This is a genomic window from bacterium (genome assembly GCA_035380285.1).
Lineage (GTDB): Bacteria > Auribacterota > Erginobacteria > Erginobacterales > DAOSXE01 > DAOSXE01.
The window spans coordinates 24,207-47,214 of the sequence record DAOSXE010000009.1; the positions used below are offsets into that span (position 1 = coordinate 24,207).

A 23,008-nucleotide genomic window follows, 5' to 3' on the forward strand; every position below is an offset into this window, starting at 1 on the left:
TCACCGGGTCACGGGGACGTCCCCGTTGCTCCCGTAGTAGGCCCGGGTGACTCCCTTGGCCAGCCATTGCCCGCTGGAGGGACGGAAGACGGCGATGTCGTCCTTCCGGGCGGCGATGGTCCCGTAGTTGGCCGGGACCGGGACGTCCCCGTCGGTCCCGTAGTAGGCGCGGGTGTAGCCGCGGATCTGCCACTGGCCGGTGGAGGAACGGAAGATCCCGGGGTTGTCGGCGCCGCCGTACCAGAAATCGGCCACCACCGGAGTATCCCCGGAGGCCCCGTAATAGAAGCGGGTGCGGTTGCGCACCAGCCACTGCCCGGTGGAACGGAAGACGGCGGGGTCGGTGGTCCCGTTCCCGTTATAGTCGCCGGGGACGGGGATGTCCGAGGAGTTCCCGTAGAAGAACTGGGTGATGCCGTAGACGAACCACTTGCCGTTGGAGGGGCGGAAAAGAGCGACCCAGCAATCGTCGGTGTTCCCGTGCCAGTAGCCGGGAGCGGGAATGTCGCCGTCCTGCCCGTAATAAACCTGGTAGATGGTGGCGCCGTCGCGGTAGAGCCACTTCCCGGCCGAGCCCCGGAAAAGACCGGGATTGGTGGTGCCGTCGCCGTCATAGTCGCCGGGAGCGGCGACGTCGCCGGTCTGGCCGAAATAGAACTTGGTCCTCCCCCGGATCAGCCACTGCCCGGTGGAGGGGCGGAAAACGGCGATATCGGAGCGGCCGTCGCCGTTGTAATCGCCCCCGGCGAGGATAGGGTTGTCCCCGGACGAACCGCCCCCGGAGGAGACCAGGTAGCAGGCCTCGCAGGCGACGCGGGCGGCGTAGTAGCTGATGCGCATGTAACCGCTCTCCCCCCAGCTGGTGCCCCAGGAGTTGCGCAGAATCCAATACCCGGTGCCGGGGCCGGTATCGACCCAGCCCACCAGGCAGATGACGTGGTTGGTGGTGCTGTAGTAACAGGGAGAGGCCGAACAGGTGGTGGCGCTGTCGGAGTAGACCCCCCCGGAGTACCCTTCGAAAGCGGTCCCGGCATTGACCGAGGCATCGACCGGACCGTAGTTGTAGATGGCGGTCTTGATGGCGTCGATGTCGTTGCAGGGGATGCGGTGCCAGGATTGTATCCTGGTGGTCGCGGGGTAGGTGCCGAAAGGACAGGGCGGGGAAATCCCGTAGTCGTAGGCGCTGCTGGGATAGGGGTACGCGGCCAGGGAACAGACCCCGTAGGCGACCAGGGCGGTCAGTTCGTCGTAGTCGTAGTCGGACCCGTCGCAGCCGTCGAACCCGCTGTAGTGGTCGTCGAGGCAGAAGGCGATGAAGGCCTCGGAAAACTGGGCCCGGCTGCCGCCGTAGAGATCGTTGGCGACGTTGTAGGATCCTTCGGCGGAGGCGGCGGCGCCGAAGGCGTAACAGGAGCCGCAATACCCCTGGTCCCGGATGGGGTTGACGTAGTTGCGCCCGCCGGTGCTGCGCCAGTCGAAGCTGGTGGGCAGCGCCTGCCGGCCGAGGAGGTCGGCCAGGGGCCCGATCTCGTCGGAGGCGGTTTTGGCCCTGGGCTCGAGGGGCGCGTGACGGGAGAGCAGGCGCTGGCGTTCCTCGGCGGAGAGCCGGGTGACCCAGTTCTCGGCGACCTCGAACTCGTAGCCGTTGTGGTCGATCTTGTAGCGCACCTCCTCGAGAGTGTCGCCGGGTTCGAAGGGCAGGATCTCTCTTTCCGGCGAAGCGGCCGGGGACAGGGCCGGAACCGACAACAGCAGCAACAGGCACAGGGTCTTCATCCAATCCTCCCGGTTTTTATTGCGGTTTTGATTAAGCTTACATCATGGTATGCTTTAAATCCAGTATTTGCCGGACGGCAACGACCGATGAAGACCCTGCTCAGCGTTCTCGCGATCCTGCTCTCAGGACCGCCGGAAGGAGAAGAACTTCCGGCGCCCGGTCCCGTGTATGTTATCCCCGTTCAGGGAGAGATCGAGTGGGGCCTGGTCCACCAGGTCGCCCGGGGGGTGCGGGAAGCCGAAGGGAACGGGGCTTCCCTGATCGTCGTCGACATGGACACTCCCGGGGGAAGGGTGGACGCCACCACCGAGATCATGAAGATCCTCTCCGAAACCCCCATTCCCACCCTTACCTTCGTCAACACCTGGGCCATGTCCGCCGGCGCCTATATCGCCGTCGCCACCGATCGGATCTTCATGGCCCCGCGCAGCGCCATCGGCGCCGCCACCCCCATCGCCTCCGGCCCCCTCTCCGGAGCCCAGGAACTGCCGGCGGCGGTGGAGGAGAAGATGACCTCCGCTCTCGCCGCCACCATCGCCTCCACCGCCGCCGCCAAGGGACACCCGGTGGAGATCGTGCGGGCCATGGTCGACCGGGACGTGGAAATCCCCGACCCCGAGAAACCGGGCGGGTTCATCATCGAAAAGGGCAAACTCCTGACCCTGACCAACGTCGAGGCCGAACGCCCGGGGATCGCTCTTTCCCGGGGCACGGTCGCGGATATCGGCCGGCTCCTGGAGGGCGAAGGAGCCGCGAACGCCGAAATCGTCAGGGTCGAACCCTCACCGGCCGAAAAGCTGGCCCGGTTCCTCACCTCGTCCGCCGTCTCCGTCGTTCTTCTCCTGGGAGGATTGGGCGGTCTCTACCTGGAATTCAAGACCCCGGGCTTCGGGTTTTTCGGCGTGACGGGCCTGGCCCTGCTGGGGCTTTTCTTCTTCGGCCATTATATCGCCGGACTGGCCGGTTTCGAGGAAGTGGTCGTCTTCGGAGCCGGCCTGGTTCTCCTGGCGGTCGAGCTTTTCGTCACCCCCGGCTTCGGCTTCATGGGGGCGGCGGGGATCGGCCTGATCCTGGGGGGGTTGATCGCGGCCATGGCCCGCGGTCCCCTCATCCGCCCGGGAAGCGGACTCAACCTCGATTATACCGACGCCCTGGAGACCATGGGCATGGCCATGGCCGGCGTTTTCATCCTCGCCGCCGGCGCCTCCCGTCTCCTGGTCCGGCGGAGATCGCCGCTGGCGCGGCGTCTGGTCCTGGACAACCGTGAAAGCGGTTATAAGGCCTCGGCCGAGAACGCCGGTATCGTCCCCGGCTTGAGGGGGGTAACCGTGACCAAACTGCGCCCGGCCGGAATAGCGCTCTTCCGGGGGAAACGCCTCGACGTCGTCAGCCAGGGGGACGCCCTTCCCGCAGGCGAGGACGTCGAGGTGGTCAAGGTCTCCGGGAACCGGGTGGTGGTCCGGAAAGAGAGGAAAGAACTTTCCCCGGCGGGGGAAGAGGAGAGAACCCGATGACCGCCATGGTCGCGCTGTTGGTCCTGGGGCTGATCCTGATCTGCCTGGAGGTATTCGTGCCCGGCGGCGTGGTCGGGACCCTGGGCGCCCTGGCGCTGGCCGGATCGGTCGTGCTCGCGTTCCGGAATACCGACTTCGGACCCGTCTGGCTCCTGGTGGCCCTGGGCTCGGCCCTGATCTCGGTGCTGGTCGCGATCCGGACGGTCGCCCGGACGCCGCTGGGGCGGAAGCTCTTCCTTCACGCATCGGAACGCGGGTATTCGGGCGCCGACCGCAGCATGGACGGGTTGGCGGGGAAGGCGGGAAAGGCGGTAACGGACCTGCGGCCGGCGGGGATCGCCGAAATCGAGGGGCGCCGTATCGACGTGGTTACGGAGGGCGAGTACTTGGCCCGCGGCACCGAAATCGCCGTCAAATCGGTGGAAGGAAACCGGATTGTGGTAGTATCGACCGAACTCGTAACCGGATAAGGGGGGACTCATGGATATAGCGAAATTCATCTGGCTGGCGGTTTTCGTCATCATCGTCGTCATGCTGGGAACGTTTCTCTACTTCTTCAAGGTCTGGATCCGGGCCGTCGCCGCCGGCGCCTACGTCGGGCTCTTCAACCTGGTGGGGATGAAACTGCGGGGGATCCGTCCCGTGATCATCGTCGATGCCAAGATCATGGCCACCAAGGCCGGCCTGCAGGTCGCCACCAACGATCTCGAAGCCCACTACCTGGCGGGAGGCAACGTGGCCAAGGTCATCCGGGCCCTGATCGCGGCGGACAAGGCCGGAATCCCGCTCACCTTCGAAAAGGCCTGCGCCATCGATCTCGCCGGGAGGGACATCGAGGAGGCGGTCAAAACCAGCGTCAACCCCCGGGTGATCGACTGTCCCAACCCCGAAAAGGGGAAAGGCACCATCGACGCCGTGGCCATGGACGGGATTCAGCTCATGGCCCGGGCCCGGGTGACGATCCGGGCCAACATCGAGCGCCTGGTGGGAGGGGCGACCGACGAGACCATCATCGCCCGCGTCGGAGAAGGCATCGTCACTTCGATCGGCTCGGCCGAAACCTACAAGAAAGTCCTGGAAAACCCGGACATGATCTCCGAACGGGTCCTGGCTAAGGGGCTGGACGCGGGCACCGCCTACGAGATCCTCTCCATCGATATCGCCGACGTCGACGTGGGTAAAAACGTCGGCGCCGAGCTGCAGCAGCATCAGGCCCAGGCCGACCTGCAGATCGCCAAAGCCAAGGCCGAGGAACGGCGGGCGATGGCGGTGGCCCAGGAACAGGAAATGAGGGCGCGCACCCAGGAGATGCGGGCCAAGGTGGTCGAAGCCGAGGCGGAAGTACCCCGGGCCATGGCCGAAGCCTTCCGGAGCGGGAACCTGGGGATCATGGACTATTACCGGATGAAGAACATCCAGGCCGATACCGGGATGCGCGACTCCATCTCCGGGTCGGCGGCGAAAACCCCCAAGAAGGAAGGCTGAGCCGGCCATGGGGATGGACGCCATCCTTTCCGTCATCCTGCCGGTCCTGTTCCTGATCCTTACCCTGGAGTTCTCGGCCAAGTCCCGGCGGCGCCTGAAGGAGACGATGAAACCGGAAGACGCCGATTCCGAAGACGGGGTGGGCGCCGGGGAACTCTCCTTCAACGACCTCTTCCGGAGCCGGCGCCCCCCCCGGCCCCCCTTCCCCGCGCCGGGCTTCCGGAACGAAAGTTTCGAGGCCTTCGGGAGACCGGAACCGGAGCCGCCTCCCCGGGCGAAACCGGTTCCGCGGAAAGCTCCGGCGCCCGCGCCGGTGAAACCGGAGCGGGCGCCGGCCCCGACGGTCTCCTTCCCCTCCGAACCGGAACCGCCGCGGCGCCCGGACCTGGTCTTTTCCGACGACCCCCTGATTCAGGGGGTCATCTTTTCCGAGATCCTCAAAACCCCGCCGGGGCTGAGCCATCGACTCTGAACCGCGGCGGCTGGAACCGGCGGTTTCAGATCCCGGGGGAAACGTCCGGCGCCGGCGGCCGTAACAGCGCGAACCGGCGGCGGGCCAGGGTTCTGACCTTCTCCCGCAGGTACCAGCGGAGGTAACCGGCGCCCCACCGGCCCCAGAGTCCGGCCAGCAGCTCCGGACCGTCCCCGCAGCGGACCGTGAGCCGGCGCCAGAGGAAAGGGTCGGTGGCGGCCCGGTTCCTCCCCGGGCGGGAGACGCACATTCCCCGGTACCCCGCCTCCCGAGCGAGACGGGGCAGGCACCGGGGAAGATAGCCGCGGGGGAGAGAGAAAAAGTCCACCGGCGCCCCCAGCCCGGCTTCCAGGACCCGCCGGGATTCGCGCAACTCCCACTCCAACCGGGTTCGCGGCAAACCGCTGTAGAGAACATGGGACATCCCATGCGACCCGATTTCCATTCCGGCTTTCCTGAGCTCGGCCAGCTCCGGCAGCCCCATCATCATCGGTTCCCCCACGGCGGAAGCCGTGACGAAGAAAACGGCGGTCAAGCCCCGCCGTACCAGGCGCGGCAGCGCTTCTTGAAAGTTATTAAGATACCCGTCGTCGAAGGTGATCACCACCGGACGCGGAGGCAGGGTTTTCTCCCCCCGATGGAAGCAGAGGAGGTCGGACAGCCCCACGGCGGCGGCACCGGCGGAAGAGAGCGCCTCAAGATGGGCTTCGAAGATTTCCGGCGTCGTCCAGTAGCCGGGAGGGCGCAGGTCCGGCGTTCCGGGGCGGCTGACGGAATGGTACATGAGGACGGGAACGATCATGCGCACATTATAGGCGACCGGAATGCCGGGCGCAATCGACCACGCCGCGCATCCCCCGCGTTTCAGCCGGGGGCGCCCGCCGGGCGCGCGGGAATGTCGTCGGCGAGGTCGGCCAGGTCGTCGAGGAAGGCGTTGAGCATCTCGGAGTAGCCGCCGTGATCGTTGATCATGGAGCTGAAGTCGGTTTCCTGGCCGGCCCAGAAAAGAGAAACCGCTTCGCCGTCGACCCGGATATAAGCCCCGCGCAGGTCGCCCAAACGCTCGATCAGGGGAGCGTCGGCCAGTACGCGGTCGGCGAACGCCCGGTCCGACGAATAAAGGCTCCCCGCGCCCCACCCGATCCGGGCGACCTGCGGCTGGGGATCGTCGGGCTCGATATTGGCGTAGTCGCTGAGGATGTCGAGGCGGGGCGCGCCGGCCTTGCCGTGGACCAGGATCATGGTGACGGAGAGCGGTTGCCCGATGGCTTCGGCCAGAAGCCGGTCGAGGGGGCTCCCCGCCGCCCCCGGCCCGTACTCGTAGCTCCCGGTCAGGAAGGCGGCCACTCCACCGACTTCGCGCCCGATCTCTCCCATGGTCAACCGAGCGGCGTAGCGGCCCCAGACATCCCCGGCTTTGCCGGTATACAGAACCCGATAGCCCCGGTGGATTTTCCCCAGGTAGGAACCCTCGGTCCCCGGAACCTCGGTTGTCTTCAGCCCGGTATCGCGCTCGATCGTGACCAGGGCGTCTTTCCGGGCCTGTTCCTGGTAGGAAGCGCAGCCCCCGCCGATCGCGAGAGCCAGGACCGCGGCCGGGAAACTCCCTCGCCGAAACCGAAATTGCAGTCTTGTTTTCATTGCAGGCTCCTGGTAGCTGGTTGCGGCCGGACTCGGCCGTTCGTATCGAATTGGACGCAATCGATCGGCCGATATTCATCGGCCGCGCGAAAAAATCACCGGGACCCCGCGGCGGCCGGGGCGGTAGGCTAACCGCGGACCACCCGGTTTCTCCCCTCGCCCTTGGCCCGGTAGAGGGCGTCGTCGGCGCGCCGGATCACTTCCTCGGGGACGCGGTCGTCCTCCCTCAGTTGGACCGCGCCCAGGCTGATGGTCGCGGTCAGGCGACATCCGGGATCGACCTCCCAATAGGCCGCGGCCACCAGGCTCCGCAGCCGTTCCAGGAGTATGACCGCCCGGTCCAGGGGGCTTTCCGGGAGCAGGATCAGGAATTCCTCCCCCCCGTAGCGGCCGACCGTGTCCTGTTCCCGGGTCTTTCCGGCCAGGATCCCGGCGACCCCGGCCAGGACCCGGTCGCCGGCCAGGTGACCGAACGTGTCGTTCAGGGCTTTGAACCGGTCGATATCGGCCATGGCGACCGAAAAGGGCCGGCTGTAGCGGCTGGAACGGGAGAATTCGGATTTGAGAACCTGAGCCAGCCCCCGCCGGTTGAGCAGACCGGTGAGGGGATCCCTCACCGCCCGCTCCTCGTAGGCCTGGTGCCGTTCCAGGGTGGCATGGGCGGTGGCGGCCAGCTCCACGGGGTTGAAGGGTTTGACCAGGTAGGCGTTGGCGCCGCTGGAGAGACCGTTGACACGGGACGAAACCGACGTTTCCCCGGTCAGGAAGATGAAGGGCATCAGCTCGTTGCCCGGAAGCGACCGGACCCGGCGGCAGAACTCGAACCCGTCGAGGCCGGGCATGCGGATATCGGAGATGATCAGGGCGGGCACGACCTCGGAATCCAGGAACCGCAGCGCTTCCGGCGCGCTCTCGGCCGTGATCACCTCGTACCCTTCCTCCTCCAGGACGAAGCGGACCGCGGTCAGAACGGCGCGGTCGTCGTCCACGGCCAATATCATTTTTTTCGGCTTCATCGGGAGGTGTCGTCGGGCGGTTGCTATCCCTTATGCATTAGTATATCCTGTAATATTCTACCGTGCCAAATGTTCCGGGAAGGAGACAACCATGATAAACGACCATGAAAGCGTCGACGCCTTGCGCCGGGACCCGGATTTCTCCGATTTTTTCACGCCTCTGGACACCGGGTCCGACTTCGTCGACGCCACCTACTTCCTCCGCCGCGATGGGACTCTGGTATTTTCCGAGGGTTACTACCACGAGTTCGAAAAACCGCTGCGGGAAAGGCGGCTTATTTCCCATATCGTATATACCCCGATTCCGGCCGATGCCCCGGCCCCGGCCTACACCCGAAAAACCCTCTTCGGCCGCCTCTTCGAAAACATCACCAAGGAGATCATGGCCACCAACCCCCTCGACCGCTTCTACCCCCTCCAGCTCCGGCGCTACATCGACCTCGACCCCGCCCAGGCCGGACAGGCGCGACAGGTCTATTCCCGCTACAAGGCGATGGTCCCGGTAAGCGAGCTGGAGGGAGCCTTCCCCACCCTGCATTCCCTGCAAACCATCATCGGACGCTCCGAGTCCGATCCGGCGGCGGAAAACATCCGGGTGGTCACCGAACAGACCGCCGCCCTGCTGGGAATCGATCCCCGCCGGATCGGGATCTCCGGATCGCTTTCCCTGGGGTGTTACGACGATCCGCACGACCTCGATTTCGTCATCTACGGCACGGCGGACGAGGTGGCGGAGATGGTCGGGTTCATGCGGGGATTGACCGACCGGGAGGAACGCCGGCGGGTTTACGAATCGGGCAAATTCTGGCCGATCCGGTTCTGGGACTACCATGGAGACGACCGCTTCATGGTCTGCCCCTTCTTTTCTTATCTCGATCCGGAACGGGCCCCTTTGCGCGATTTCGAATGCGAGGAACTCGGCGGGATTTCCTTCCGAGCCAGGATCGCCGACGATACTCACAACGCCTTCAACCCCACCGTGCTCGGCTTGGAGGATACCCGTACCGAGGGCCCCGGAGCCGGGGAAGTCTCCCGGTTGATCCTTTATCACGGCGGCGAACGGGGCGATTGGCGCAAGGGGGACCGGGTCGAAGGGACCGGGACCCGTTGCCGGATGCGGACGTTCCGGAAGAAAAACGGCGTCCGAGCCCCGGCGGAAACTTTTTCCGCGGTCGTCGTCAACAACCTCGACCAGGTGCATAAGATCGAAGGAGACCGCCCATGACGGACACGGGCTTTTATTCCCGGGTGCGCGATGACGGCCGGTTCCGCGAATTCGTCCTGTCCATGGACCGACTGGAAACGATCCGGGACGCCATGCTCTTTATCCGCCGCGACGGCCTGATCATCTTCTCCGAGGGGTACTGCCACCCCCGAGACAAACTGGTGGGCAACATCATCTACGCTCCCGACACCGCCGGGGCCAAACGGATATTCGGACTTCCCTACGCCAGCGTGATCAAGCACAAAACCTCGGGAAACGGCGAGGAGACCTGGGTCGACTACGCCGACCAGCTCGAGATCTACCGGCGGTTGGCGCCGGAGGCCCAGGCGGGAAAACCCGTCTTCGCCCGCTATAAGTGCCTCTTCGATCTGGAGGAGATGGTCGGGTTCGTCGACCATCGCCGCTCTCTGGCGGCGGCGAGGCGGCTGAAACCCGAGATCGACGACTCCATGGGTAAGATCGCGGGGATGCTGGGAATCGATGTCGGCAACATCGGCTGCACCGGATCGATGGCCCTCGGGAACCTGGAGACCGCTCACGATTTCGACCTGGTTTTTTACGGAACGGTCCGGGAAGGCTGGCATATCGTCGATCAGATCTATGAAATCACCAGGGATCCGAACCGCCAGGTCTGGGAGTACGGAATGTTCTGGGCCATCCGTTTCTATGACGACTGGGGAAACCTGATCTGCCCCTTCTTCTCCTACCTGGACCCGGGGGAAATTCCGCTTCCCGCTTTCGAGATGAAGGCGCTCGGTCCCGATGCGGTCCTGACCGCGACCGTCGCCGACGACACTCACACCTTTTATATGCCTTCCGTGCTCGGCCTGCAGGGGGCTTCCGTGAACGGTCCTTACCCGGTCCCCGAAGCGCTGGTTCTCTACCACGGAGGACTGCGGGGAGAATACCGCCGGGGCGATCGGATCGAGGCCCGGGGAACGCCCGTGGAGGTCAAAACCCCCGAACGGGCCTACCCCGCTTTCCTCTGCACCCACCTCAATCAAAGCCGCAAGCTCTGAGCTCGCGGAAGCGATTACCATGAAGGATATGAAGTTCATGAAGGGGAGAGGGTTAGCCACAAAAGGCACAAGAGGATTTTAAAGAGACGAAGACGGGCTGAAGATGTCCGGCGGCAGACAGTGGGAGCCCTCTTCTATTCCCCCATCTGCGTAATCTTAGTTCCTCCCTTTCCCCATCTGCATAATCTTAGTTTTACCATGAAGGACATGAAGTTCATGAAGAAGGGGAGAGCTGGGGAAGTTTTACGCCCTGCGCCCTGCGCCCTGCGCTCTGCCCCATGTCCCCCTGGGGACTGCGGCGGAGCCTGAATCCTGAACCCCGAACCCTGAACCCTCTCTTTCCCTATGCTCCATGCGCTATGCTCTTTGCCGCCATCCATGTCTACATGTGACAATGGTTCGGGGGCCTCTATGCACCATGCTCTATGCCCTATGCTTTGTACAGGTGCAAAGATCTTCAGGGAGTGAGGCGGGGGGCTACTGAATTCTGACTCCTGAATTCTTCCCCTGAATCCTGAACCCTCTCTTTCCCTATGCTCCATGCGCTATGCTCTCTGCCGCCGTCCATGCCTACATGTGACAATGGTTCGGGGGCGAGGCGGGGAGATTAGTCGCATTTACCGGACTCCGTCCCTTATACTTGTGGCGCAGGTTTCGGATTCAAAACCGGGAGACCGATGAAGAAAGAACCAGCGTCGTTACCGCTCTGGCTGGCGAAACGCCAGACCCGGGCCTGGATTCATGCCGGCATCCTGTTGGCGGGGGCGGGAGCGCTGCTGGGGCTGCTGCCGACATGGAGGATTGCCCCGGAATCCGGCGGCCCCGACGCGCTCAAGCACTATCGGGCCGGACAGATCATCACCGGCTGCGTATTCTACCTGGCTTATTTCGGAATCGTCCTGCGCGTACTCCTGGTGGGAAGAGGACGGGGCTCCATGACCAGGGTTCTGCTCTGGATCCCTTCCATGCTCGCGGCCGGCGGCATCGCGGCGGTGGCGGCGGCCTTGCTTTTTTCGGCCGGAAAGGAGCTCCTGGACTGGGGAGGGCTGGGCCGGGTGGAGTGGTTCGACTTGCGCGCCGGCCTGGACGGCGCGCTTTCCATGCTCCCGGCGGTGGCGGTCATCATGGCCGTCACTCCGCTGTTTATCCCCCTCGACATCCTGCTGCAGATTCCGAGACTCATGCTCGCGGACGTCAAAACCGGGATCAGAAGCCTGGACGAGTATGCCCGGGAACAGAAATCGCACACCCGTCGGGCGGGGACGACCGACGTCCTGGTCGTAGAAGACGACATCTCCTGCGCGGCCACGGCCATGCATTTTTTCGGAGCCTTCGGATGGAAATGCCGCCACGTGTCGACCATCGCCGAAGCCGACGCCTTCCTCCGGGCCCACACCACGACCCTGAGGGTGGTGCTCTTGGATATTTTCGTCCGGGTGGGGAAAGGCGGCGACAATAGAACCGGAAGCCAGTGGTTGACCGAGATCGCCTCCGAATTCCCGGCGGAGAAACGCGGGTTCCTGATCGTCGTCGTTTCCGGGCACACCGAACTGCTGGGGAAAGCCTCCGGAGGAGCCGACCTGGTTTTGCAGAAACCCTGGGACCCCCGGAGACTGGCCGATTTCCTGCAGGAACGCTTCCCCGGCGCCGGTTTCGAGAGAGCCTGAACATGGACAACGAGCGCCACTCGATCGTTTTCGTCGACGACGAGGAAGACATCCGCTCCGTCTACTCCCGGCGGCTGGGGGAATGGTACGACGTTCTGGCCTTCGAATCCGGCGCCGAACTCCTGGAAGCGGTCGATTACCTTGCGCCCAGCCTCTTCCTGATCGATTGGCTGATGCCGTCCATGTCCGGTTTGGAACTCTGCCGGGAACTGCGCAAGCTCCGGCGGCTGGATCCGGTCCCCATCGCCTTTTTCACCGGCATCGAACCCACGATCGAAAACATGCGGACGGCGACCGAGGCCGGCGCCCAGTCGTTCATCTCCAAATCGACCGCCCCGGCTTTTTTCATCATCCAAGTCCGCACGCTGGTCGACAGTTACAACCGCCTTTCCCGCTATCTCAGGGACCGGGAAATCATCCTCTCGGTTCTCAAGCACGATATCGCCAATTTTCTCACCGGGGTAACCACCGGGGTGGCGGTGTTGGCCCTGGAACCTTCACTCCGCGACCAAACCCGGGTCGTCCTCCGGGCCGCCAGAGAACTGCAGGATCTCTTCCTGGACCTGGGCGAATCCCTCAACTTCCACCCCCGGGGCCAACGCTCGGAGGCCAAAATGGAGCCGCTCGAGGCCGTCCTCGGCGATCTCCGCGGCTACCTGGCCCAGATGCCGCGAAACGTGGAAGTAGCCGGCGAAACGTCCTCCCCCATTTTCTGCCATCGGCGCAGCTGGGGCCGCGCCCTCTATTACCAGATCAGATTTATCGACAACCATCTTCCCGCCGACCGGCCTCTCCGCCTGGAAATCCACCGCCTCGCCGCCGGCGTCTCCTTCGCCGTCGAAGCTCCGGGCTGTTTCGAAAGGGAGTGGGAACGGGCTTTTTCCGGGGAGCCGACGGACAGAGAAGACGATTTCTCCCGCCACGACCTGCTCTTCGTCGAATATGTCAGGAACATCGTCCGCCGCCACCACGCCCATTTCTCCATCCTCGAACAGAGGGAAACCACTCAACTGCTGACGATCCTCCCTCTTCCCGATGCCGGCGAAACGCCTTCGGGAGCTTCCGCGTGAATCGAAACCATGTGGCGGGGCACCGGGTATGCGCGCACAGACGGTACTGAAGTCGACGGTTCTGGCGGCGGCGCTGGCCGCGCCCGGGGCGGTAACGGCCCAAGTGATCGAGGAAGACACCTTCTTCACGACCGCGCTCGAGGCCTTCTTCTCCAAAGACGACGCCCTCGCCCCCGCCGTCAGAATCGTCCAGGAGTACGACGACAACATCGGGCTGGAGTCGGACGACCTTCGGGAGGGCAGTTGGAAAAGCCTGGTTATCCCCACCCTGGCTCTCGATTTTCCCGGTCGGCAGACAAGTTGCTTCGTCGAATACACGCCCGCCTTCATCTATTACTACACGGGTGCGGACCGTCTCGACGTCGACCAGGACGCGGCGGTGAAATTCTCCCATTTCTTCACTCCCCGCTATTGGGTCCACCTCAACGACATTTTTCTCCGCAAGGAGACCCCCCAGGATATCCGCCGGCCGGTGGTGCCTCAGGAACGGAACGCGGACTACAATTTCAACCTGGTCGAAGCCCGGTTCGGCAACCAGTTGACCAAGCAGATAACCTGGGGACTGGAATACGACAACGAGTGGTTTTATTACGACACCTCGATCATGCGCCGCTTTTTCAACCGGGTCAGCAACGTGGGAGAAGCGACGTTCCGCTATGAGCTCAACCCTTCCCTACGGCTGAGCGGCTCGTATTCGTTGCGGTTCTCGGACTACGAAGACGACGCTTCCGACTATTATTCCCACCTGCTTCGGATCGGCGTCAATTATCGCCTCGCCAAGCGGCTCACGCTCCAGGTCTGGGGAGGTTACCAGGCCCGCGATTACGACTCCGGTCAGAACCTGACCGGACCTTATGCCGAGTTCGACTGCGAAGCCATGGTCAGCTCGGAACTGTACCTGGAAGCCGGTTATTGGCATAAGATCGAGGACACCTACGAAATCACCCACCGCGGGGTCTGGGAACACGGGGTCAAGGGCACGGTTCATTACCGGCTGCTGCCCAAAGTCAAGCTGACGGCGACCTATCTGGGGATATTCAGCTACTATCCTTCCAGCCTGGATGTAGCCGGAGAAGCGGTTTCCGCCGATGAAACTTTCTGGAAGCTGGAAGCCGAGGCCGCTTTCGAGATCCTGGCCGATATCGTCATCAAACCCGGCTACCGCCATACCGAAAACAGCAGCGATTTCCCGGACGCCTCCTACTTCCGAAACCAGACATATCTGGAGTTTGCTGTCACTTTTTAACTTTCGGAAATCCCGGCCTTATGGCATATTTATAAATTGTGCCGCGGGTTCTGAAGAGGATATCGCCTTGAACGAAGACATCCATCTGCTTCACTATTGGGCCGTGATCAGGAGACATTGGACCCTGATCGTGGCCATCCCCCTCGTCACCGTGGCCGGGGTGGTTCTGACGGTATTCCGACAGCCGGATATCTACCGGGCCCAAACCAAAATCAGGGTGGAGATGGAACAACCCGAAGTGATGTTCTATCCCAACCTGCCCTTCATCGCGCCGCAGGACTCCCAACGCTTCTACCGGACCCAGAACCAGATCATCCAGAGCAACCCGGTGCTGGAACCGGTCGTCCGGGAACTGAACCTGGGCGGCAGGTGGTATCCGAACCGGCCCAACGCGGCCGCAGCGGCGCTGGCCCAGCTCAAGGACAACCTGCTGGTCATTCCCATCGAGGGGTCCACCATCATCGCCATCGCCTATGAAGACCGGGACCCGGTCCTGGCCGCGGAAATAGCGAACACGGTCGTCAAGCATTTCGTCGCCCAGAGAAGATTGGTTCGGGGGGTTTTTCTGGAAGAAGTCATCGAGAACATGCGCCATCAGCTCAACCTCAACCGGGAAAAACTGGACCAGTCCGAAGCCGCCCTACGGGCTTTTAAGATCGAAAAGGGGCTGGCCTTCGTTCAGGACCGCCCCCTCGACGAGGACCGGATCGCCGAACTCAACGACGTTTATATCAAGGCCAAGACCCGGCGGATGCTCAAGGAAGTCCAGCTGGCCGAACTGGAAGCGCTCCCCCCCGACGCCCGCATCTCCTCCCTGGTTCTGATGAGCGATAACCGACATTTCCAGGACCTGCGCGCCCGATTGGACATCAACGAGGTGGAACTGGCTTCCCTGGAGGAAAAGTACCAGCCGGAGCACCCCGAAGTCCTGGAAGTCAAGGCCCGGATCAGCAAGATCAAAAACCAGCTCAACGAACTATCCCAGGGGATGCTCAACGGAATCAAAACGGAATATCAGCAGTCTCTGAAGGAAGAACAGCTTCTGGCCGAAGCCTTGGGAGAGGTCTGGATGGAGGATCAGCTCAAGTCCGAGAGCCGGGCCGAGTATCTGAGGCTGAAGCGCCAGATCGAGGTCGATCAGGAAGTGGTGCTTACCACCCGCAAGCGGATGGAGGAAGCCATAGTCGGGGAGAGCATCCCCAAAGTCCGGATCGAGGTGGTGGAACAGGCCGGTGTTCCCAAGCAACCGGTCAAGCCGAAAAGAATGCTGAGCCTGCTCCTGGGCGGGATCCTGGGCCTGGGCGCGGGCGTGGCCCTGGCCTTCTTTCTTTCCTACCTGAACCAGCGCCTGGTGTCCGTGGAAGAAGTGGAAAAATACCTGCACCTGCCGGTGCTGGCTCTCATTCCCCGGGATACGGTCAGCCTGGCCCGCGACCCCGAAGACTTCGCTTCCCTGGAGGCGTACCGCCTCCTCCGCGCCACCGTCACTCACGCCTGCGCCACGGAAGGCATCAAAACCCTGATGCTGACCAGCGCCGTGGCCGGCGAAGGTAAAAGCACCACCGTCGCCAACCTCGGTCTCTGCATGGCCAAGCTGGGAGACCGGGTCATCCTGGTCGACGCGGACTGTCGCCGGCCCAAAATCGACACGATCCTCGGGCTCGACAACCGCCTGGGGCTGGCCGATATCCTCGAGGGCCGCTGCCGGATCGAAGACGCGGTCCAGAAAGCGGGGGAAACCGGAAACCTGGACGTCGTCACCAGCGGAAGCGACAGCGAGAAGGGCGTTTCCCTGCTTAACTCCAAATCGATCGCGGGCATCATCGGGGAGATCCGAGAACGCTACGACCTGGCTCTCTTCGATTCGCCCCAAACCCTGGGGGTGAGCGATACCCTCTGCCTGGGAGCCGCGGTGGATGCCGTCATCCTCTTGATAGAGCATAACCGTCACTCCCGTTCGGTCGTGCTGCAGGCTAAAAATCAGCTGGAGACGGCGGGAGCCAGGGTTATCGGGGTGGTCTTCAACAACATTTCCCCCCGTGAAATCAGGTATTACGCCCATTACTATTACCTCTCCGGAGAAAAGGGATGAAAAGACCGGAAGCGGCGATCATCCTGACCCTCAAGATGCTGCCGGCCCTTCTCTGCCTGAGCGGGAACACCGCGGCGGCCCAGCCCCCCGATTACGTCATCCAGCCCCAGGATATTCTCGGGATCACCGTCTGGAGGAACCAGGACCTCGACACCGAGGTCGAGGTCGACCAGGAAGGGATGATCACGCTACCTCTCCTGGGAAAAGTCCAGGCGGGGGGACTGACGCCGCAAAAGCTGGAAGAAACGCTCACCCGGCTCTGGGGGGAAAATTACATCAAGAACCCCTACGTCCGGGTGCGCCTGCAGAAGAAACAGTTCTTCGTCCTGGGAGAAGTCAAGGAACCGGGTTCTTTCGAGCTGGTCGGCAACATGACCGTGCTCAAGGCCATTTCCATGGCCGGCGGATTCACGGACTACGCCAAGGAAGGCAGCATCCGCATCCTGCGGACCGACACCGGGTCTCCGGAGAGAATCGAAGTCGATATACCACGCATCCAGAGCGGAGACGTCGAAGATATCGAAATCCGTCCCGGCGACGTGATCACCGTCCCCCAGAGCTTCTTTTAAAGAAGCCTTCCGGGGTGCGGGGGAAGAATTCAGGAGTCAGAATTCAGCATTCAATAGCCCTCCGCCGCTTCATGGTCGAAAAAGCATAGAGCATGGAGCATAGGGAAAGAGAGGGTTCAGGGTTCAGGGTTCGGGGTTCAGGATTCAGGCTCCGCCGCAGTCCCCAGGGGGACATGGGGCAGAGCGCAGGGCGCAGGGCGTAAAACTTCCCCAGCTCTCCCCTTTTTCCCCTTCTTCATGAACTTCATGTCCTTCATGGTGGAGAAAAGCAAATGGCAGAGAGCATGGTGCATAGAGCATAGAGTAAAACAAATTCTGAATCCTCTTGTGCCTCTTGCGCCTCTTGTGGCCAACCCTTTCCCCGTTTGTGCCTTTTGTAGCTAATCCCCTCCCCTTCATGAACTTCATGTTCTTCATGGTGAAACTAAGATTGCGCAGATTGGGAAAGGGAGGAACTAAGATTACGCAGATTGGGAAAGGGTGGAACTAAGATTACGCAGATTTGGGAACAGGAGAGGGCTTCCATTGTCTGGCCGGCGGCATCTTCAGCCCGCCCTCAACCCTCCCAAAACTCTCCGTGCCCTGTGGCGAGAAGCAGAGAGCATAGGACATAGCGTAAGCCCCCTGAACCCCGAACCCTCTCTTTTCCCCCCTTCATGAACTTCATGCCCTTCATGGTAGAGAAAGCAAAGGGCATAGAGCATGGAACATAGAGTAACCCCTTACTCCACCCCTACATGGTGATGCCAGTATCCGGGGTACGGGGAAAACTTGAAAAGCCGGGGAGTCGGCTATTCGCCGAAGACGGCCAGCTCGTTGATGCCGCCGCCCCGGGCATAGTAGCCGTCCACGTACAGACGGACATAGCGGGTGCTGACGGCTTCGAGGGGGACCGCCACCCAACTGGGGGTGAGAGAAAAGCTTTCGCTTCCCGAGTCGACTTCCGTGTACTCGATGCCGTCCGCGGAGACCGCCAACCGCCAATCGGTCGCGGCCCGGTCGGCGGCGCCGTCGTTGTGGGTGTTGAGCCAGCGGATCTCGGTCAGGAGATGCTCGTCCTCGAGATCGACCTCGACCCAGCCGGCGGTGTAGCTGGGCAGGAGCCAGTAATCGATCTCGCCCTGTTCGACGGTCTTCCCGTCGGTGACGTGAGCGGGGCCGTAATCCAGGCTCCAGGAGCCGGAGGCCGAAGCCGGCTTGCCCAGAGCCAGATTGTCGGTCCCCAGTTTGAGGTCGGCGTAGACTTCGATCTCGTTGGCTCCCCCGCCCCGCCAGTAATAATCGTCCACATAGAGGCGGACGTAGCGGGCGACCGCGGAGTCGTCCAAGCCGGTGACCTCTATCCACTGGGGAGCATCGGAAAAAGTCTCGAACCCGCTGCCGACGTCGGTAAAGCCGACGCCGTCTTCGCTGATCGCCAGCCGCCAGGAAGTCGTCGCCCGGTCGTTGACCCCGTCGTTGTGGGTGTTGAGCCAGCGGATGCCGTTAAGCTCGTAGACGGAATCCAGTTCCACCTGTACCCAGCCGGTGGTGTAGCTGGGCAGGAGCCAGTAATCGAGCGTCCCGTCCTCGAGTATCTCCCCGTCCACCACCCGGGAAGCCGGGTAATCGCCGCTCCAGCAACCCGAAGCCATGGCGGTCTGGCCCAGCGCGATGTTCTTTTCCTGGCCGTAGGCCTCGATTTCGTTCACTCCGCCGCCCCGGAAGTAGTAGCCGTCCACCCAGAGACGGACGTAGCGGGCGGTGACGGGGGTTTGGTATTTCACTTCCGAGATCGTCACCCAGGTGGGCACCGCCGAAAATTCCTCGGACCCGGACGCCAGGGGCGTGTACGTTTCGCCGTCCACGGAAATCTCCATGCGCCAGTCGGTGGTTGCGCGGTCGTCGGCCCCGTCGTTGTGGGTATTGAGCCAGCGGAGCTTGGTCAGATCGTAGATCTTGCCCAGGTCGACCTCCACCCAGCCGGTGGTATAGCTGGGCAGGAGCCAGTAATCGACGGATTCTTCGAAATAGCTCCCGTCGGTGACGTGGACGGGACCGTAATCCTGGCTCCAGGAGTCCGAAGCGGTGGCCGGCTTGCCCAAAGCCACATTGGGCGCGCCCGGATTATCCAACGTTCCCGCGGCGGCGATCTCGTTGACTCCGCCGCCGTAGCCGAAATAGCCGTCGACGCAGAGCATCAGGTAGCGGTAGGAAATTTCCGGTGAACAGGGAACGGTCACCCAGGAGGGCGAACCCGAAAATTCCTCGGTCCCGGAAGCCAGCTCGGTGTAGATCACCCCGTCCTTGGAGATCAGCAGCCTCCAGTCGGTGGCCGCCCGGTCGTTATTCGCACCGTTGTGGGTGTTGAGCCAGCGGATCTCGTCGAGAAAATAACAGTCCCCCAGATCGACCCGGACCCAGCCGGCGGTCCGGCTGGGGAGCAGCCAGTAATCTATCGTCTCCTCGTCCATGCTCCCGTCGGTAACACGGGAGGGACCGTAGGATGAACTCCAGGAGCCCGACGCGATCGCCGGTTTTCCCAGGGCGATGTTGACGGGGGTGGGGCTGGGAGGGGGCGTGGGCTCGACCGCGGTCGGGGTGGAACTGGGCGGCACCCAAGTCGCCGTGGGGGCGGCGGTCGGGGGCGGGGTCGCCGGAGCCGTGCAGGTAGCGGTCGGGGCCGCGCTCGGCGTCGGGGTCGATGTCGGAGGCGGCGTACAGGTCTCGGTCGGGGCCGCGCTCGGCGTCGGAGTCGATGTCGGAGGCGGCGTACAGGTCTCGGTCGGGGCCGCGCTCGGCGTCGGAGTCAGGGTCGGGGACGGGGAGCAGGTGGGGGTCGCGCTGGGCGTGGGCGTTGCGCTGGGCGTATTGGAAGGAGCCGCGGTCGGCGTGGCCGAAGAAGCGGGCGTCGGGGTAGTGGGAGGGAGAATCGCATAGCTCTCGGCGCCGCCGGTGAACCAGACCGTGGTCGCGGCATTGTTCAGACTGAGCGAACCGGAGACGTCGGGTTTGAGGACGCCGACGAAGATCCTCTGCTCATCCGTGCCGTAGATCAAGTCGGTTCCGTCCACCCGGAATTGCGTCCAGGCCGACTGGCGCGGAACCGAAAGCGAAAGCGTGGAGGAAAGGCCGGAATAGGCGCTGATATAGACGGCGGTAACGGTCCCGGTCCCCAGTTCTTCGCCGTTGCGGGCAACCGTGACGTCATCGAAGCCGAAGGTGGTCAGCCTCGACCCCGACATATAGATGCTCCCGTTGCCGTCGGAGCCCAGGGTGAGCCGGAGGAGGTCGCCGGATTCGAGTTCGGTCCTGGCGCCGTCCACTTCGATATACGACCAGAGCCCGGCAACCGTGAATTCGAGGCTTCCCCCGTTATCGAGAACGGCGGGCTTGGCCGCGTTGATGAGAATATCGAGGTCGGACGATTCCGGGGTGGGACTGGGAGTCGCCGGCGGAGCCGGAGTGGGGGTGGCCGCCGTTCCCGGGGTGGGGGTTGCGCCGGCGGGGGTGGGGGTCGCCTGGGCGGGAACCCCGGCTACCACGATCTCGTCCACCAGGAGACGGTCCCCGGTCCCGCTCATCTCGGCGTCGAAAGCCAGCCAGAGTTCGCCGTCCGCCGAAATCCCCAGGGATTCGAGATCGTATTCGTAATAACGGTAAACCCCGTCGTCGTCGCCGTTGAACCAGGACTGGAGCACGTGCCAGATCTGGTCGTCGGTGCTGACCGAAAACGCGGCTTCCTCGGACCCTTCGAACGATTCCGCTTTGGCCCAGAAACCGACGGTGATGTTTCGGTAGCCGGAGACGTCGAGAACGCGGTCGACATACCCGGTATCGTCGCGCAAGCGGAGATGGTACCGGCCCTGGTGGGGATCGGTGATGGAGATGACCTCGGCGTCGCCGCTGTGGAACCAACTGTAGAGCCACCCGGTGCCGCCGCTGAAATCGCCCGATTCCCAATCGTCGGCCGCCAACACCACCGGGCCCGTAATCGGCGTGGGGGTGGGCGCGGGCGGATCGGTCGGCCGGGCGGTGGGGGTGGGGATCGAGGTGGCGGTCGGGGCGGGACTGGCCGTCGGGGTCTCCGCGGGACCGGGAGTGGGCGTGGGCGGGGCGGCTGTCGGCGAAGGAGTGGGGGTGGCTACGGCGGTGTAATAGACCCTGACCGAAACCTGAGTCACCCGGGCTTCCCGGCCGTGAATCGAGCCGGTCGCCAACACCGTCTGCAGGGCGTTGACCCCCGCGACCGTCCACGGAGCTCCGGTGGCGGGGTCCTCCGTCCACTCCCGGCTGTAGGCGGCGTACCCGTTACCCAGGGCGATCTCCGCCAAGTCGTCTGCCCCGCCGGAACGGATACCCGCCGAAATCTTTAGACTGGAGCGAACGGCCTTGCGGGCATACACGATCATTTCGACCTTGTCGATCTGAACCGGCAAACCCAAGTCTTCCATCAGATAGCGGTCGGTGAGCCAATCGTTCGCCGTGTAAACGTACGTGCCGTCGCCGTCGGCGGTCCGCACGCATTCCCAGTTGGAGCCGGCGCCCGACGCGGACCATTCGCCGGCATCTCCGGGCCCGTCGGGCAGGAGATCCCGGACTCCGGAGGCGGCCAGCTCGTATCCTCCACCCGCCTCCCAGTACCCGACGGCGGTCACTCCGGAAAGATCTTCTCCCACCGCCCAGAGTTTGTATCCGGCCACACCGGTCAAAGCCGAAGTGTAGACCGAAACCCCCGGGAGGACCCAGGGGGCGCCGGTGCGGGAACCGCGCCAGCTTTCCCCGTCGGCGGCATGCATGACGGCTTCGTCGTCCAGGATCCAGTTGATGCCGTCGTAGGAAGTCCCGTGCCCGATCCCGCGCGCGCCGTCGGCGGCGGCGCCTTCATACCAGATGTGGTAGATGCCGTTGAGCCGTACCACCCGGGGCCGGGAAGCTTCCAGGGCGTCCCAGGTCGAAGCCATTCCTCCCGGAACCACGACCGGTTCGTCGCCGCAACGGGTCCAGGTGCAGCCGTCCGGCGAATAAGCCAGGGAGATCTGGCCAAGACTCCCGTCCGGAGCTTCCCCGAAACTGGCCGACGTGTAGTACATGACATAGCTGTATGCCAGGGGCTCGTCGTCGGAGCGGTCACTGCGCGTCCGGCTGCCCGGGTTGGTCCCATCCGGATTGTAGATCACGCACCCCGGGCCGGCGATACCGCCGAACCAGCGTTTGCTGCGCCGCCCCGGGTCCTCGGAAAAAGACCTGCTGCCCTGCCCGTCCCGGGAACCGACCACCAGCGGGAAACGGAGGCTGCTTCTCAGAGGACGGTCGCCGAACCAGGCGACGCCGTCATCCGACTCGGCGTACCGAACCGCTTCCAGGGAATCCGCCGGGCCCATTCCGGCCAGGTACCATATTTTATAGAGGGGCCCGTCGCTCCGGCCGAAACGAGCGCGGTCGTACACCACCACCGGGCGGTCGAGGGCGCCGGAGGCCAAGCCGGAAACTTCCGTGGATTCTTCCCCGTCCCAGGTTACTCCATCGCGGGAAGAAACCAGACGAAGGCCCCGAACCCCCGTCTGGGGATCGTCGGCGCCGTACCACATCCGGAAGGGCAGACGGCCGCCGAAGCCGTCCCGATCATAGAGCACGCAGGGGTTTTCGACTCCGCCCTCGGGAGCGAACACCGGGTTCACGGGACAGTCGATCAGGGTTCCACGCTCACCGGCGGTTCCCAGCGTAGCCGCCATCAGAACCCCGGTCGTTATCAATATCATCCGTTTCATACTTCTCTCGAATCTCTTACGAACGCAACCGCCTCAGGAGCAGACCGGCAGAGCCGCGGGCATCCGTTTTTCAATCTCTCCCAGCAGTTCCTCCCCGGCAAAAGGTTTGACCAGGACCGGAAACGTGTCGTTTTCGGACCCGAAACCGGATTCGGGGTCGGGGAGGTAGCTGCTCATGAAAATTACGCCTATCTTCGTAGTTTTTATCCGCTCGGCCAGAGTCGCCGTGTCCATTCCCGAGATCATCAGATCCACCAGAATCAGTCCCACGTCGTGCCGGTCCATCATCTCCATCGCTTCCCGGCCGTGTTCGGCCTCGAGAGTCCGATACCCTCTCAGTTCGAGGTAGAGGGCGATAGCCCGGCGGATACTCTTGATCTTGTCCACGATCAGAATGTTTTGGACGTTGGCGCTCATGACACCATATTAAAGCAATAAATATGCCGAATTTGGGAATATTGCTCT

17 protein-coding genes are annotated in these 23,008 nt (G+C 63.3%); 11 read left to right on the forward strand and 6 right to left on the reverse strand.

What is annotated here, in order from left to right:
• On the reverse strand, positions 1-1,776 hold the full coding sequence (locus PLZ73_04700; GenBank protein ID HOO77170.1) for a C1 family peptidase: 1,776 nt from the start codon (positions 1,774-1,776) through the stop codon (positions 1-3).
• 87 nt (positions 1,777-1,863) lie between these two features.
• Here PLZ73_04700 and PLZ73_04705 point away from each other — a divergent pair, with 87 nt between their 5' ends.
• The 4 genes from PLZ73_04705 to PLZ73_04720 are packed head-to-tail and all read left to right on the forward strand — an operon-like array spanning position 1,864 to position 5,248.
• Entirely contained in the window at positions 1,864-3,291 is a 1,428-nt protein-coding gene (locus tag PLZ73_04705; GenBank protein ID HOO77171.1) for an NfeD family protein, read from the forward strand.
• Positions 3,288-3,761, forward strand: coding sequence for an NfeD family protein (locus PLZ73_04710; protein ID HOO77172.1), 474 nt, complete (start codon positions 3,288-3,290; stop codon positions 3,759-3,761). The genes PLZ73_04705 and PLZ73_04710 overlap by 4 nt, the downstream gene beginning before the upstream one ends.
• Positions 3,762-3,771: 10 nt before the next feature.
• Positions 3,772-4,776, forward strand: coding sequence for a flotillin-like protein FloA (gene floA, locus PLZ73_04715; protein HOO77173.1), 1,005 nt, complete (start codon positions 3,772-3,774; stop codon positions 4,774-4,776).
• A gap of 7 nt (positions 4,777-4,783) precedes the next feature.
• Positions 4,784-5,248 (forward strand): hypothetical protein, encoded by a 465-nt coding sequence (locus PLZ73_04720; protein HOO77174.1) that lies wholly within the window; start codon positions 4,784-4,786, stop codon positions 5,246-5,248.
• A 25-nt stretch (positions 5,249-5,273) separates the two neighbouring features.
• On the opposite strand, the gene PLZ73_04725 is transcribed toward PLZ73_04720, so the two are convergent.
• The 3 genes from PLZ73_04725 to PLZ73_04735 all read right to left on the reverse strand — a co-directional run bounded on the left by PLZ73_04725 (position 5,274) and on the right by PLZ73_04735 (position 7,905).
• Positions 5,274-6,050: a polysaccharide deacetylase family protein gene (locus tag PLZ73_04725; GenBank protein HOO77175.1), complete on the reverse strand. Its 777-nt coding sequence runs from the start codon at positions 6,048-6,050 to the stop codon at positions 5,274-5,276.
• Positions 6,051-6,112: 62 nt separating this feature from the next.
• Positions 6,113-6,889 carry a hypothetical protein gene (locus PLZ73_04730; protein ID HOO77176.1) on the reverse strand — a complete coding sequence of 259 codons (777 nt, stop codon included), beginning with the start codon at positions 6,887-6,889 and terminating at the stop codon, positions 6,113-6,115.
• A 128-nt stretch (positions 6,890-7,017) separates the two neighbouring features.
• A complete protein-coding gene (locus PLZ73_04735; protein ID HOO77177.1) occupies positions 7,018-7,905 on the reverse strand; it encodes a diguanylate cyclase in 888 nt (295 codons plus the stop codon).
• A gap of 91 nt (positions 7,906-7,996) precedes the next feature.
• Here PLZ73_04735 and PLZ73_04740 point away from each other — a divergent pair, with 91 nt between their 5' ends.
• The 7 genes from PLZ73_04740 (at position 7,997) to PLZ73_04770 (ending at position 16,793) form a co-directional block, all read left to right on the forward strand.
• Positions 7,997-9,130, forward strand: a complete 1,134-nt coding sequence (locus PLZ73_04740) for a hypothetical protein (protein ID HOO77178.1) — start codon at positions 7,997-7,999, stop codon at positions 9,128-9,130.
• A complete protein-coding gene (locus tag PLZ73_04745; protein ID HOO77179.1) occupies positions 9,127-10,149 on the forward strand; it encodes a hypothetical protein in 1,023 nt (340 codons plus the stop codon). Before PLZ73_04740 ends, PLZ73_04745 begins: the two co-directional genes overlap by 4 nt.
• Before the next feature lie 677 nt (positions 10,150-10,826).
• Positions 10,827-11,816 carry a hypothetical protein gene (locus PLZ73_04750; GenBank protein HOO77180.1) on the forward strand — a complete coding sequence of 330 codons (990 nt, stop codon included), beginning with the start codon at positions 10,827-10,829 and terminating at the stop codon, positions 11,814-11,816.
• Between the two features lie 2 nt (positions 11,817-11,818).
• Positions 11,819-12,886, forward strand: coding sequence for a response regulator (locus PLZ73_04755; protein HOO77181.1), 1,068 nt, complete (start codon positions 11,819-11,821; stop codon positions 12,884-12,886).
• A gap of 28 nt (positions 12,887-12,914) precedes the next feature.
• Positions 12,915-14,132: an outer membrane beta-barrel protein gene (locus tag PLZ73_04760; protein ID HOO77182.1), complete on the forward strand. Its 1,218-nt coding sequence runs from the start codon at positions 12,915-12,917 to the stop codon at positions 14,130-14,132.
• Between the two features lie 67 nt (positions 14,133-14,199).
• Positions 14,200-16,224 carry a polysaccharide biosynthesis tyrosine autokinase gene (locus PLZ73_04765; protein ID HOO77183.1) on the forward strand — a complete coding sequence of 675 codons (2,025 nt, stop codon included), beginning with the start codon at positions 14,200-14,202 and terminating at the stop codon, positions 16,222-16,224.
• Positions 16,221-16,793: a polysaccharide biosynthesis/export family protein gene (locus tag PLZ73_04770; protein ID HOO77184.1), complete on the forward strand. Its 573-nt coding sequence runs from the start codon at positions 16,221-16,223 to the stop codon at positions 16,791-16,793. Before PLZ73_04765 ends, PLZ73_04770 begins: the two co-directional genes overlap by 4 nt.
• A gap of 791 nt (positions 16,794-17,584) precedes the next feature.
• On the opposite strand, the gene PLZ73_04775 is transcribed toward PLZ73_04770, so the two are convergent.
• Together PLZ73_04775 and PLZ73_04780 are read right to left on the reverse strand one after the other, a co-directional pair.
• Positions 17,585-22,543, reverse strand: a complete 4,959-nt coding sequence (locus PLZ73_04775; GenBank protein ID HOO77185.1) for a discoidin domain-containing protein — start codon at positions 22,541-22,543, stop codon at positions 17,585-17,587.
• Positions 22,544-22,576: 33 nt separating this feature from the next.
• A complete protein-coding gene (locus PLZ73_04780; protein ID HOO77186.1) occupies positions 22,577-22,960 on the reverse strand; it encodes a response regulator in 384 nt (127 codons plus the stop codon).
• Between the last annotated feature and the right edge of the window lie 48 nt (positions 22,961-23,008).